Here is a 14,403-nt window from a genome sequence, read left to right as displayed (position 1 = left end):
CTATAGTGTTTTTGTGTCGTTTAGAATGCGTCCATTTTGCATGATAATCTCTCTGTTGCATTTTGTTTTCCAATATGGATTTTTAGAGGATACAATAATGGTCCATTTGTTTTCTTTGGCTGTTATGAAGTCAATAATTTTATTGGCTACTTTTTCATCCATAGTGTCTGTAGGATCCTCATAAAATAGAATGCGCGGTTTGTGGATAATAGATCGTGCCAACAATATTTTTTGTGCATTAGAAGACGTTAACTGTCGTCCTTCTGGGAAAATTTTAGTTTCTAAACTTTCGGGCAACGATTTAATGTATGAAGTTAATTGTACCCCTTCAATGGCCCATTTCAAATCTTCTTGGCTGATAGTGCTATCGTTAAAGGTGATGTTTTCATGTATTGTTCCTTCAAAGGGAGTTTCGCCATAGATGATACTACCTATTTGGGAGCGGTATTGTTTCAGATCGATCTTCTTGAACGTATCGTCGTTGATATAAAAACTTCCCGTTGTAGGTTTAATTAAGCCCGATAAGATGCGAATTAAGGTTGTTTTACCCGAACCATTTTCTCCATTGATTACAATGCGTTCTCCTTGATCAATTTTTAATGAAATATCGTTTAGAATTGCGTTTTTAGAATCTGGAAATTTGAATTTTACCTTTTCAGTTTCCAAAGTGATATCGGCATAGCAATAATTAGTGGTTTCAGTTTCAAACTCTTCTTCAAGGCTTAAATCAGCTACTTGACCAATTTTTTCAACAGAAGTTAACACGTCATAAAAAGTTTCAAGCCCCAGGATGATCTTTTCGACAGAGTTGATGACCAATAAAATAATGATTTCGGCAGCGACAAATTGTCCTATATTCATTTGTTGCGAAACCACTAGAAAACCACCTATAGATAGCAAACTAGCTGTAATTATGACTTTAAAAACAATCAGCTGCGTAAATTGTCTTTTGATCACATTAAAATGTTTTTCACGGTAATTAAGATATTCACTTACTAATTGATCGTTTTTTTGAAGTCCGTAGTCAAAGTTCAATTGGTTTCTAAAACTGAAATTATTGCGCGCCATTTCTTGCAACCATCTAGCTACTTTATACTTGTTTTTTGATTCTTTCAAGCTGGTTTCTAATCCTGATTTATATGATAATTTAAAGATAAAGTACAATAAAATGATTAACATGATTCCAAATACGATAAAATAAGGATGATACAGGGACAACAGAATTATACCAAAAGCAATTTGTAATAAGGCTGCCGAAAAGTCAATTAGTAATTTTGAAGTTCCTTTTTGAATGGTTAAGGTATCAAAAAAACGATTGGCAAGTTCAGGTGGATAGGTATTGTATAGCTCTTCAAATTTTATTTTAGGTAAGCGAACTGCAAATTCAAATGATGAACGTACAAATATTTTTTGTTGCAAGTTTTCTGTAATACGCAATTGCATTAACGATAGAATTCCAACCAAAGCAACTCCCATAACAACAAGAAATATCAATACAATCCAGGAGACACTAACACGTCCTGATTGAATGAAATTGATGATAGCTTGAATTCCTAAGGGTAATGATAAACTAATTAATCCGGCAAATATGGCGTAAAAAAACAGTTGTGTAATGTCTTTTTTGTCCAAGGCTAATAAATTGTAAAAGCGTTTTAATGGAGTCATGGTTTGTTTATTTTTTTAAAATGGTTGTAATAAGATGAATATAAAAATTAGCTGGACTTGTTTTTTCATCACAATTGGTAATGGTCGTTAAGTGTTCGCTTAAAAACTGTTGATGCAAGGCGCCTTCAATGGTGCTTGAAGCAAGACTTTTTGCATACGGATAATCGGGATTTACTTGATTGATTAAAGTTACAATTCTATTGATTACCCTTTTGTAAATTAAAAAGAAACCTATTTTATTTTCTTCATCAACTTCTTTAGTGTGTAAGGTTTTAGTAAATTCAGATATTATGATCTTGTTTAAAATCGATTCGTTGATATGTTCCGTGGTTTCGTCATCTTCTACTTTTTCAGTAACAACTGTAATGGCTCTTTTTAATGCTTCAAGAGGGTCTGTGATGTTATTTGTGGCAAAGAATAATTTGTATTCCATCCAACTCCAGTACCAAGAGGAAAGGTAAACTAGTAATTTGTGTTTGTTTTCAAAATAACGATAAATAGAACTTTCATTCGAGCCAATTTTTTCTCCTAATTTCTTGAAAGTAAAATTATCAAAACCGATAGCGTCAATCAAAAGAATACTTTCTTGAATGATTTTCTTACCTAGTTTTGATGTTTCCGGATCTTTGACATAGATCTTTTCATTGACCTGAATTTTTATAGACGCGATTAAATCCTTCATAGTTAATATTATTTTGCGCAAATATAATAGCAATACTATTATAAATGAAATTTTAACTTTTATTTATTTTTTGTTTAGCTTGGGTTTTTATTTTTTTGGGTCTATCATGCATTTGATTTCGATCAATTAGTTGTTCTGGAAAACAAATGACTAAATTAGTATATTATTAGAGATTGTAAATAGTATTATGGAGAATAATCAGGCTAAAAAAGATAATTTAGTTAAAATGAAGAGGGTTGCACTAAGTGTTTTAGTTGCGGCTGTTCTTTGTTTTTTTATAGCACATCATTATGAGATAGGTTGGCTAAAAGCATTGAGTGAAGCTGCTATGGTGGGTGGGATTGCCGACTGGTTTGCTGTTGTAGCATTGTTCAAGCATCCATTAGGGATTCCTATTCCGCATACGGCTTTGATTCCAACGAATAAAGACGCGATTGGTCAGAATTTAGGGGCTTTTGTATCAGATGAATTTTTAATTAAGGAGAAGTTAGAAGCAAAGTTGGATGCCTTTGATTTTGCTACCAAAGCGACAAATTGGTTAAAAGAAGAAAAAAACGCGTGTACGATTGCTTCATTAGTAGTCGAAAATGTGATTCCGGGTGTTTTAAAAACGATTGAAGATGCTGATGTTCAAAAATTTATTTTGGAGCAATTTGAAAGTAAGATGCAACAAATGAATTTTGGCGAGTGGGTTGCAATAGGTTTAGAATCCTTGTCTAAGGATGATAAACAAGCGCAATTGATAACGAATGTTTTGACCATTTTATCCGCAGAACTGGAAGCGAATAGAGACGAAATCAAAGAAAAAGTTAAAAACACAACGCCTTGGTATACGCTAGGTGTTGCTGATAAAAAGATTGCCGATGGTGTTTTTAATGGTCTTTATGAATTTATAGATATGGCTAAACAACCCGATAGTTCTATCAGGAAAAAGATAAACGACTATGTTTTGAATTTTGTTGCCGAATTGAAAAGTTCTCCTGAAATGCAAGACAAAATTAGTAGGCTAGTGGTTGAATTCACGCAAAAACCAGAAGTTCAGGATTATATTGGATCGATATGGTTGGAGCTAAAAAATGCTGTTTTAAGCGATTTAGAACAAGGTGAGGATTCTACCATTAAAATGAATATCACTAATATGATTCGGAATTTTGGAGATAGTATTCAAAAGGATGAAGTGATGACGAATAAGATTAATGATTTTATAAAGATAGATGCTTTAGGTATGTTACTTCGAAATAAAAAAGCCATTGGTGATTTGATTGCAACTTCAGTACAAAGTTGGGATAAAAAAGAAATTGCCGATAAATTAGAATTGGAAGTAGGGAAGGATCTTCAGTTTATACGGATTAACGGAACGGTTGTGGGCGGAATTGTGGGGCTTGTGATTTATTTTGTAGAGCAATTACTGTAGTGATCTTGATAAATACATCTGATCTTTCCTCTGAGCCCCGATAGAAATGGAAATCCTTGTGGCGGGGCGATTTATCCCGCCAGAAGATTGTAATGGATAGCGGGAACTATCTCTCCTGAAAACACTGCATGTTCTGCTTCTAAAACTACAATCAAGGCATAAAAAAACTGCTCCAATGATGAAGCAGTTTGAATATAATTAGGGTTGTAATTATTTTACAACAACGATTTTTGTGTCATAACAGCAGGTTGTGCAACGCCCATTAACTCTAGGATTGTAGGAGCAATGTCACCTAGAACTCCATCGTGTACTTTTTTGATTTCTTTGTCAACCAAAATGAATGGTACAGGGTTCGTGGTGTGTGCTGTATTTGGACTTCCGTCTGGATTGATCATGGTTTCACAGTTTCCGTGATCGGCAATTACTAGAACGGTATAGTCCTTAGCAATTGCGGCACTGATCACTTTTTCGACACATTTGTCAACGGCTTCACAAGCTTTGATAGCGGCATCCATCATTCCTGTATGTCCTACCATGTCTCCGTTAGCGAAGTTTAGGCATACAAAATCAACGTCTCCTTTTTCGATTTCAGGAACCAAGGCATCTGTTAGTTCATAAGCACTCATTTCAGGCTGCAAATCGTAAGTGGCAACTTTAGGAGAGTTCTTAAGGATACGGCTTTCGCCAATGAAAGGCTCTTCACGGCCTCCAGAAAAGAAGAACGTTACGTGCGGATATTTCTCCGTTTCGGCAATACGAATTTGTTTTTTACCCGCTTTTTCTAAAACTTCACCTAGTGTTTCCGTGATGTTATCTTTGTTATAGACCACTTTTACGTTTTGGTAGGTTTCGTCATAGTTGGTCAACGTCACATAGTACAAGTTTAGTTTGTGCATGTTTTGTTCGTGGAAATCTTTTTGCGAAAGCGCTTCAGTCAATTCACGACCTCTATCGGTTCTAAAATTGAAGAAAATAACAACGTCATCTTCTGCAATGGTAGCTAGTGGTTTGTTATTACTATCAACAGCAATAAGCGGCTGAATGAATTCATCTGTAACATCGTTTCCGTAGCTTGTTGCGATAGACGTTACAATATCATGCGTTGGAGTACCCGTACCGTTAACTAGTAAGTCGTATGCTAGTTTTACTCTTTCCCATCTTTTGTCACGATCCATTGCGTAATAACGACCAATAACCGAAGCTACTTTTACAGGTGTGTTAGCGATGTAATCTTGTAAATCGTGGATGTATTTTTTACCTGATTTAGGGTCTACATCACGACCATCAGTGAAGGCGTGTATAAAAACGTTTTCTAATCCGTAGTCTTGTGAGGCATCGATTAGTCCGCGTAAGTGAGACGTATGGGAGTGCACACCACCATCAGAAACTAATCCTACGAAGTGAACTTTTTTATTGTTGTCTTTAGCATATTGAAAAGCATCTTTTAATACTTGTTCTTTGGCTAGGGTTTTATTGACTACAGCCAAATTGATTTTGGCTAAATCTTGGTATACAATTCGTCCAGCGCCAAGGTTCATGTGGCCTACTTCACTATTTCCCATTTGTCCTTCGGGAAGACCTACGTGTAAGCCATCTGTACGCAATTGAGCGCTTGGGTAATTCTTGTACAAGCTATTGATAAAAGGTACATTGGCATTGTCGATTGCAGATACTTTTGGGTCCGGAGATTTTCCCCAACCGTCAAGAATCATTAGTATTACTTTTTTGTTCATTTCAATTTTGTTTTAAACAAAGATAAAGTATTTTTAAAAATGGATGTGCGTATCGAAATCACTATTATTCATTAAGAACTGAACAGCAACAAATAATGAGAATTTTGTTGTAGAACCAATGCTATTTTAAAATAAATGCATTTTAAAATTTACGTTTTATAGAGTTGTAGTCAATAAAATATTTCACACTAATCGAAAAAGTATGACTCAGCGCATCATTGTTTAGTAAATTAGTTACGTTTCTATTGAATCTTTTATTGATTTGTCTTTCAAAATTGGCTGCATTATTTCGATAAAGTACAGATACTTGGCTACCAGGAGCGAACCACCAAGAATACGATAAATCGACGTTCCAAGAATAGAAACTAGAGTTTTTATTGGTGGTATACGTTGGGAAATCCGTTAGAGTTCCATCTTGTTGTAAGGATAAATAGTTATGATTTTCGGCGTAAGACCAGTATTGGCGCACTAATAAATCAAAGTTCATGCGACTACTGATGGAGTATTTTCCAGAAATACTGTTAGAGTATGTAATGACTTTTCTATTAGCAAATACAATAGTTTCTGGCGTGGTTGCGTTGAGGTCATCATCAATGCTGTCTACAAAGCCACGGTTATTGTTTTTTCTTTCGAAATAAAAATTGTAACTCATTGAAAACTTGTCATTAAAACGGTATCTAGGTCCCATTGATATCTCAAAAGTATTGCGATTTTTTTCATTAAAAATGGCGTAATAGGGGTTGAAATCAAAGGCGAATTTGTTGTTGTAGTTTGAAGATATGTACATCCATGCGTTGTATCTTTGCGGTAGTATTACATATCGATTGTTTGTTCTAGCTTCATAAAAATCATAAGATTGAAGGGGTGCGATATTTGTTCCAAAACCTACAGAATGATTTTTCTTAGTGTCTAGATTGACGTTGATATTGATATTGTTTCCTTGAATTTTACCAGTTTCTTTGTGAAATTGAGTGTACAAGTTGTAATTCACGCGGAACGAGTTAAAGTGTTTTGTAGGGTTTAAAATTCTATAATTGGTATTGCCATACAACGAATAGTAATTGGTCTCAAAGTTGATACCTAAGTCGTTGTTGTCGTAGTCTTTGGTGACTAAATCTCCTCCAAAACTGTAACGATATTTGCCACTTGTTTCGGCAAAATTTAAGGAGGTCGAATAGCCTGTTTTATCTTCTATTGCATTAATAGAACTGTATTTAAAATTACCTGAGAGGTTGTAAGTATTTTTCTTAGTGTTCAAATCCCAAACTAAAGCAGCTACATTGGCATCTCTATAGCTTCCGTTTCGGGTTACGTTTGTATTGATGAATGAAACAGATGAGTTTTTTCTAAAACGTTGGTCAAGAACAAGGACATTATAATTAGTTAAGGGTTGTACTTCTTGTTGTCGTGTTTCCTTTGTGTTGTTGTTTTCAATAGTGGCATTGGTTTTTTCGGTTACTGCATTGAGGATTCCAACTCCTAAACCTCCTTTAGTTCTACCCGAAACTTTAAGGGCATTGATTAGGTTTACAGTCGCTGGATTGTCAATAATAGTTTCGTCGTCCGTAGTAGTTGGATAAACGATTGGTGCGCCACCTATCCTTCTAGAGTATAAAAGATTTCCTTTGCTAAAGAGGTCAGTTCCCTCAGTGAAAAACGCTCGATTTTCATTGAATTGTTGTTCGAAAGGTCCAAGATTTAAAATTTTGTCATCAAATTTTGTCTGTCCAAAATCGGGTATTAAAATAGCGTCTAGGGTAAAGGCATCGTTTATTCCGTATTTAATATCAAGTCCACCTTTGGCAATTCCAGTTGTTTTTTTATCATCGTTAGCATTTAAGTAAAAGGAAGCATACGGCATTAAAAACAGTCTAGTAGGAGGTTTGATATTTTCGATTCCTTCTAAGATACCAGATTGTTGCGTGAAGGTTCCCAGTTTAGAATCGATTAAATTCCAAGTAAATTTTTGACGATCACGTCTTATTTCTCTAAAAAAGTTAAGTCCCCAAGTTTGTTTTTTTTCTCCCGAAAATCGTAAGGCTGCGTATGGAATTCGTATTTCTGCAACCCAGCCAAAATCAGTGATGACAGCTTTACTGTTCCAGACAGCATCCCAAGAATAATCTTCGCCACTAATGTCAGTAGTGATGCAATCGGCTTGACCATCCGCGGCGCTCACATAGAATTGAAAATCTTGTTGGCCGTCATTGTATCCGTTGATAAATACACTAAAAAAATCAGAAGTTCCAAAGTCATCTCTTTTGGTGATTTCTCTTAAAATTTTTGTAGGTTCATTGTCGTACATTGTTGCTGCAATGTAGATGGCATCATTATCGTACAGGACTTTTACTTCGGTTCTTTTATTTTCTGGAATAGGTTTTCCATTATCCGGTTGAAACATGATAAAATCTTTGGCAATTGCTGCCGACCTCCAAGCTTCTTCATCAATTTTTCCGTCAATTAAAATGGAAGAAGTTCTAATTGTGGTTTGCAATGTTTTCTTTTGGCTATAGCCAAAAACAGCAGTCAACAAAAGCAAAAATAAAAATAGGTTCCTCATAAAATTAGTTAAATCAATGAAACAAAATTGTAAAACCAATTAATGATGACTAGCAGCATGATTTGTTACAGGTTTGTTTAATAGACTTAAATAAATGTAAGATGTTACAGTTTTATGAGAAAAATAATTAAAATTTATTCTTAACTCTATTGTAATCAATAAAATAACGAAAGCTAATAGAGAGTATATTTGTAAGGTTTCCGTTGAATGCGCTTTTGAAATTAGTATTTAAATTTTTCTCTACGGTAGTGCCTCTTTCCAACGAATAATTTCTATAGAGCACTGACATTTCGCTCCCTGGAGCAAACCACCAAGAATAGGCTAAGTCAAAATTCCACGAGTTAAAATTACGGTCTTTATTGAGTGTGTAGGTAGTGTTTGGGGTTAGATAGCCATCTTGTTGCAGCGTAAGGAAATTGTGGTTTTCAGAGTACGACCAGTAATAACGAGCAGTAAGGTTGACGGTCATCTTGTTGTTGATGGCATATTTTCCTGTAATGTCATTTTGCAATATTTCTCTATCTCTTTGACCAAAGATAATGTCATCTGATGTGAAGCCTACCCATCCGCGATCATTTTTTCGATTTGAATAATCTAATATATAAGAAAGAGATAATTTATCATTGAACCTGTATTTCGGCCCAACTGCGATTCCGTATGTAATTCGGTTTTTTTGGTCGTAAGCCACTATGCTTGGGGTAAAGTCAAAAGTAAAAGGACTGTTAGCATTGAATTCTACACCAAAGTAAGACGAAATTCTACGGGGAACCTGTACATAACTTCCACCTACACGTGGTTCATAAAAATCAAATGTTTCTACAGGAGTTGCGACTATTGAGAATTCTAGATAATGATTATTCTTTGTCGTGGCTTTAAAAAGTGTTTTGTACCAAGCTTCTTGAAATTTTCCTGTTGTGTTTTGAATTTCTAAGTTCAGTTCTTGTTCTACCTTAAAGGTATTGAAGTATTTGGTAGGGTTTAAGATGCGATAACTACCATTTGCGTAAGCGTTATGATAATTAGTATAGAAAATAATTCCTAGATCGTTTACATCATAGTTTTCGGATATGTATTTTCCGGATAACAAATAGCGGTATTTCCCTCTGGTTTTGGCAAAATTCAAGGATGTTTTATAGCCGTTATAATCCACTACGTCATTAATGGTACTGTATTTAAAATCGCCGTATAAATTGTATGAATTGGTTTTTGTGCTTAAATCAAATACTAGGGCGGCTACATTTGCATCTCTAAAACTTCCGTTGCGAGTCGTATTAGTATTGACAAAAGAGACAGACGAGTTTTGGTTGAATCTTTGATCCAGTACGATGATATTGTAATTGGCCATAGGTTCTATTAATTCCTTGCGGCTTTCTTCGGTATCGGTATTTAATATAGTTGCGAAAGTTCTTTTGGTTAAAGCATTTAAAAAACCAATTCCCAATCCTTTCTCTGTACGACCAGAAATTTTAACCGCATTGATTAAGTTTGCAGAGCTAGGGTAGTTAGTCACCTCTTCATTAGTGGCTGTGCTTGGGTAGGTGCTTGGTGCTCCACCAATACGTCTTGAGTAAAATAGATTTCCGATGTTGAACAAATTGGTTCCTTCTGTAAAAAAAGGACGGTTCTCGTCAAGGCGTTGTTCAAAAGGTTCTAGGTTTAAAATGGCATTATCAAATTTGGTTTGCCCAAAATCAGGAACTAAAATAGCATCTAAAGTAAAGGAATCATTGATACCATATTTGATGTCAAGTCCAGCTTTCACAGTTCTGTCCGAAGCTAGTTTGTCTTCTTGGTAGTAACCAGAAACATACGGAATAAAGAACAAGCGAATAGGGGGCTTGATGTTTTCAATTCCTTTTAATAATCCAGCTTGGGTAATCTCATTACCTATTTTTGTATCAATATAGTTCCAAGTATATTTTTGGGCATCCCGTTTTATTTCTCTCATGAAATTTAATCCCCAAGTTTGGGTTGGGGCACCAGAGAATCGCAAGGCAGCGTACGGTATTTTCATTTCTACGATCCAGCCCGTATCGGTTATTTTTACGCTACTGTCCCAAATGGCGTCCCAAGAAAAATCTTCAGAACCTTCTGTTGCAATACAATCCATTTGTACTCCTGCTGCACTTACGTAAAACCTAAAATCTTGTTGACCATCATTAAAGCCGTTTATGGAAACAGAGAAATGATCAGACACACCAAAAACATCTCGATTGGTGATCTCTCTTCTAATTTTGCTGGGTTCATTATCATTTAGGATCGCCGAGATATATATTGCGTCATTATTGTATAGCACTTTAACGTCTGTTTGTTTGTCTTTGTTGATAGGTTTTCCATTGTCGGGTTGATACATGACAAAGTCGGTAGCGGTATTGGGGTTTTGCAACCACTCGTCTTCACTTACTTTTCCGTCTATCGTAATGTTGTATTTGGTGGGTTGAGCTAAAAGTTCTTTTTTCTGACAATAGGAGCTAAAGCTGATAAAAAGCAGTGCAACCACTACAAAACGGGAAGATGTAGGCATAATTTAAGATTTGGGTTGAGCAAAAATAACATTTTTAACACATAAAGCAAGTAATTAATGATTTTTCAATTAAGTTTTTACGTACAAAAGGCTTAAATGTTTTAGATAAAATGTTAATTTTTTTGTTTTCTTATATTTTTACATACATTTGCAGTCCCAAATTTATTGTATAACATAATTATAATCAATGGTTTATAAAATATTTCCTACTGTGTTTTTAGTTGCATTAGCGTTAGTTTCTAGTAAATTCACGCCCAATGATGCTCAGCTAGTTAAGAAAACCTATAGCGCTGCAAAGGTAATTACAAGTCCTAAAACTACCGAAGAGTTGGTTTATGACAATCTAAATTCTAATAATTATACACTTCCTAATCTAGAAAGTTTTACAGAAGCTTTGAGAGGTTTTTATCTTTTAAAAGAAAAAGGTTTAATCACAAAGGATGTACTTACGTTAATTGATTTTAGTTTATCATCTAATGAAAAGAGGTTGTGGGTGATTGATTTAAATACAAATACAGTTTTATTTCATTCACTTGTTGCACATGGTCGCAACACAGGCGAAGAATTTGCAACAAGTTTTTCAAACTCTCCAGAATCATATAAAAGTAGTTTAGGTTTTTATTCAACAGCCGAAGTGTATAATGGTAAGCATGGAAAGTCTCTAAAATTAGACGGATTAGAGCGTGGTATCAATAGCAATGCTAGAGAGAGAGCTGTAGTGATTCATGGTGCTGATTATGTGTCGAATTCATTTATACAAAATAATAGAAGATTAGGCAGGAGTTTAGGTTGCCCAGCAATACCATTAGAATTGACTGATCAAATTATTGAAACGATAAAAGATAAATCGTGTTTGTTTGTGTATTTCCCATCGAACACTTATAAAGTAGCTTCTAAGTATTTAATGTAATAGTAGAGGACTAAAAAGGTAAAGCCAATTTATTGTAGCAATAAATTGGCTTTTTTTGTTTGGAAAAGTAGGGTAGGAGTTTTTTTAAACAACCTTTTTTCGGTTTTAGAATAAAAAAATGTTCAAAAGTGGTGTGCTGAGATTATTTGCTTCCTTTTTTTTAATCTGTTTGTAATGATACGTTGCTGTTGTATGATGCAATCGAGGCCATATGTTGTCTGTATTGTACTAAAAAAGGAAATTGCTTTACAGTTGCTAGAAATGTAACTTTTTAGTTTTAAATCGATTAAGATGATGGATGAAAAAAAACTAAAATTTTACTCAAAAAAACTTGTTTTTGACTCGACTTATTATTTATATTTGCACCACAGTAATGCGAAAGTAGCTCAGTTGGTAGAGCTCCAGCCTTCCAAGCTGGTTGTCGCGAGTTCGAGCCTCGTCTTTCGCTCTTTAAAGCCAGAGCATTTGTGTTTTGGCTTTTTTATAAAAAATTGGAATAAATTTTAATAAAGTGTAGTTTAAATCAATTTATTGATTATATTTGCACCCTGTTAATGCGAAAGTAGCTCAGTTGGTAGAGCTCCAGCCTTCCAAGCTGGTTGTCGCGAGTTCGAGCCTCGTCTTTCGCTCTTAAAATCCGAAACATCATTGATGTTTCGGATTTTTTATTTTAGATCACTTAGGTCGGTATTAACTTCAATAGTTTCAGCGATTTGTTTTTGTTTAAAAAGGATTGCTTGTAAGTCCCCTTTTAAAACTACTTTAGAACCTTTTACATCCAGCCAGCTCCCTTCTCTTAGTCCTAAAACTGGAATACTGTTGTAAGCATGAAACTCTTTTATTCTTGTTGCTCTTGTTTCTCCCATGTGTTTTGAATTCAAATCAGGATCTAGGTAGTGCGCATTAATATTAAAAGGAATTAATCCCGTCGTTTGAAAGCTTGGCGGATATACAATGGGCATATCATTTGTGTTTTGCATGCTTAAGCCGCAAATAACGCTACCTGCGCTTGTTCCTAGGTATGGAGTTCCGTTCTTAACGGCTTGTCCAAGCACAGTCATAATATTATTTTTGTACAATTCTGTAACGAGTACAAAGGTACTTCCGCCTCCAGTAAAAATACCTTCTGCTTGCTCGATGGCTTTAATTGGATCTTGAAATTCATGAATTCCTTTTATTTTGATGGCTATGGTCGAAAATGCCGCAGCAGCTTTTGCAGTATACTCGTCATGTGTTATCCCGCTTGGTCTCGCATATGGTATAAATAGAACGGTTTTGCAGTTTTTAAAGTGAATGCTTAATTCAGGTAACAAGTATTCTAGATAGTCTCCGCCATGCAGTGTTGAGGTACTGGCAATTATTATGTTTTTCATTTGATAGTGTATTTGATGTGTTAAAGGTATAAAATCAGGATTCTTATGTGCTATATTTTTTATTAACATTTTTTTACCATGTCCTTAGTAATTAATTTGGATGACATTAAGATACTTTTACCCTTTAACAATGGCAAGTCCTTTTTTGTAGTGTAAATGAATAGATTTTCAGGTTTTTTTTTAGTGTTGTTTGTAAGTGCTGGTTTTGCACAAGGGTCTGCTGTAGCTACAGTAAAAGGAAAAGTAAATGCTGATTTGTATAATTTGGAAGGGATTTATGTGATTAATCTAAAAACCGAAAAAGCATCAATTACAGATGATCTGGGGTATTTTTCGGTTAATGCTGCCGTAGGGGATACTTTGGTGTTTTCATCCATTCAGTATAAAAGTATCAAAGTAGCTTTAACAAAAGAGCATTTTAATTCCAATCTTTTTTTTGTAAAAATGACACCAGTTATGAATCAATTAAATGAGGTGATTATTAAACGATACGATCATATCAATGCTAGGGCACTCGGGATTATTCCAGAAAATCAACGGTCGTTCACAGATGCGGAACGCAAGTTAAGAACAGCCACTGATTTAAACGCGTCTGCAACTGCAGGTTCTATGGCAGGTGGTTCAATATCTGCAGATCCGTTGCTGAATTTTATTTCGGGTAGGACGGCTATGCTTAAAAAAATACTTAAAGTAGAAAAAAAAGAGGGGTATATTGCTTTTCTAGATAATATGTTCACAGAGCAACATTATGTTGAACATTTTAAAATACCTGTAGCATACATTAAGGGTTTTCAATATTTTGCCGTGGATAATGAAAAGTTTACAAAAATTTTAGACCAAAACAATAAAACTACAATTGAGTTTTTGTTAGGAGAATTGGCAACAAAATATATAGAAATTTTAAAAAATGAGCATCCGTAAAACAGTTTGTTTTTTGGTTTTAGTTGGTTTCCAATATGGTTTTGGGCAAAATGAGCTACGTGAAATTAAAGGAGAAATTAGGGTAGAAGCTGGTTTTGAAGGTTCGGTAAATATTGTCAATACGACTACTGCCGAAACAGTGATTGTAAACGTTGGTGAGTCGTTTTCTCTTTTGGCAAAGCAAGCGGATCGATTTATTTTTTCGGCAATTAATCTGGAATCAGTTGTGCTTCATGTTACAAAAGAGCAATGGAGCGGTGCACAGCTCATGATGCAAATGAAACCAAAGAACAATCAGTTAAAAGAAGTGATTATTAATGAATATCCGATGATAAGCGCCAAAGGCTTAGGGCTTGTTCCTGAAAACCAAAAATCATACACAGCGGCCGAGAGAAAATTAGCTACTGCGGGCGATTTTAAACCTATTATGTTGCTGGGATTGTTGGGAGGGTCCATGCCTTTAGATCCTTTGATTAATAAGATTAATGGTCGAACGAAGCGGTTAAAGAAACAAATAGTGGTCGAGGGGAAGGAAAATAATTTAATAGAGGTGTAAAGATAAATTCTTATCTTTCGTGAAAGAATTTTATTATGGAATCATTCAAAGGAGAAAGTATTATC

General features: G+C 34.9%; 10 protein-coding genes and 2 tRNA genes. 6 read left to right on the top strand and 6 right to left on the bottom strand.

What is annotated here, in order from left to right:
* A complete protein-coding gene (locus H8R24_RS13455) occupies positions 1-1,665 on the bottom strand; it encodes a peptidase domain-containing ABC transporter (RefSeq protein ID WP_187019911.1) in 1,665 nt (554 codons plus the stop codon).
* A 7-nt stretch (positions 1,666-1,672) separates the two neighbouring features.
* Positions 1,673-2,347, bottom strand: a complete 675-nt coding sequence (locus tag H8R24_RS13450) for a TetR/AcrR family transcriptional regulator (RefSeq protein ID WP_187019908.1) — start codon at positions 2,345-2,347, stop codon at positions 1,673-1,675.
* A 187-nt stretch (positions 2,348-2,534) separates the two neighbouring features.
* On the opposite strand from H8R24_RS13450, the gene H8R24_RS13445 reads away from it, so the two are divergent.
* Positions 2,535-3,761: a DUF445 domain-containing protein gene (locus tag H8R24_RS13445; RefSeq protein ID WP_187019905.1), complete on the top strand. Its 1,227-nt coding sequence runs from the start codon at positions 2,535-2,537 to the stop codon at positions 3,759-3,761.
* 215 nt (positions 3,762-3,976) lie between these two features.
* Here H8R24_RS13445 and gpmI read toward each other — a convergent pair whose 3' ends face one another.
* The 3 genes from gpmI to H8R24_RS13430 all read right to left on the bottom strand — a co-directional run bounded on the left by gpmI (position 3,977) and on the right by H8R24_RS13430 (position 10,578).
* A complete protein-coding gene (gpmI, locus tag H8R24_RS13440) occupies positions 3,977-5,494 on the bottom strand; it encodes a 2,3-bisphosphoglycerate-independent phosphoglycerate mutase (protein ID WP_187019903.1) in 1,518 nt (505 codons plus the stop codon).
* A gap of 142 nt (positions 5,495-5,636) precedes the next feature.
* Positions 5,637-8,054 (bottom strand): DUF5916 domain-containing protein, encoded by a 2,418-nt coding sequence (locus H8R24_RS13435; protein ID WP_187019900.1) that lies wholly within the window; start codon positions 8,052-8,054, stop codon positions 5,637-5,639.
* A gap of 127 nt (positions 8,055-8,181) precedes the next feature.
* Positions 8,182-10,578 (bottom strand): DUF5916 domain-containing protein, encoded by a 2,397-nt coding sequence (locus H8R24_RS13430; protein WP_187019898.1) that lies wholly within the window; start codon positions 10,576-10,578, stop codon positions 8,182-8,184.
* A 187-nt stretch (positions 10,579-10,765) separates the two neighbouring features.
* Between H8R24_RS13430 and H8R24_RS13425 the strand changes: the two genes are divergently transcribed.
* The 3 genes from H8R24_RS13425 to H8R24_RS13415 all read left to right on the top strand — a co-directional run bounded on the left by H8R24_RS13425 (position 10,766) and on the right by H8R24_RS13415 (position 12,117).
* Positions 10,766-11,488 (top strand): murein L,D-transpeptidase catalytic domain family protein, encoded by a 723-nt coding sequence (locus H8R24_RS13425; protein WP_187019895.1) that lies wholly within the window; start codon positions 10,766-10,768, stop codon positions 11,486-11,488.
* A 375-nt stretch (positions 11,489-11,863) separates the two neighbouring features.
* Positions 11,864-11,936 (top strand) — tRNA-Gly (locus H8R24_RS13420).
* Between the two features lie 108 nt (positions 11,937-12,044).
* Positions 12,045-12,117: transfer RNA gene (locus H8R24_RS13415), tRNA-Gly, on the top strand.
* A 36-nt stretch (positions 12,118-12,153) separates the two neighbouring features.
* On the opposite strand, the gene pepE is transcribed toward H8R24_RS13415, so the two are convergent.
* Positions 12,154-12,861 (bottom strand): dipeptidase PepE, encoded by a 708-nt coding sequence (pepE, locus tag H8R24_RS13410; protein WP_187019893.1) that lies wholly within the window; start codon positions 12,859-12,861, stop codon positions 12,154-12,156.
* Between the two features lie 156 nt (positions 12,862-13,017).
* Between pepE and H8R24_RS13405 the strand changes: the two genes are divergently transcribed.
* Together H8R24_RS13405 and H8R24_RS13400 are read left to right on the top strand one after the other, a co-directional pair.
* Positions 13,018-13,782: a peptidase associated/transthyretin-like domain-containing protein gene (locus H8R24_RS13405; protein ID WP_187019890.1), complete on the top strand. Its 765-nt coding sequence runs from the start codon at positions 13,018-13,020 to the stop codon at positions 13,780-13,782.
* Complete coding sequence (locus H8R24_RS13400) at positions 13,769-14,338, top strand: hypothetical protein (RefSeq protein ID WP_187019888.1); 570 nt, start codon at positions 13,769-13,771, stop codon at positions 14,336-14,338. Before H8R24_RS13405 ends, H8R24_RS13400 begins: the two co-directional genes overlap by 14 nt.
* Positions 14,339-14,403 lie beyond the last annotated feature (65 nt).

The sequence above is a fragment of the Flavobacterium muglaense genome (genome assembly GCF_014305155.1).
GTDB lineage: Bacteria > Bacteroidota > Bacteroidia > Flavobacteriales > Flavobacteriaceae > Flavobacterium > Flavobacterium muglaense.
Note: the sequence above shows the minus strand (reverse complement) of the source record. Positions and strands in the feature narration are given on the sequence as shown.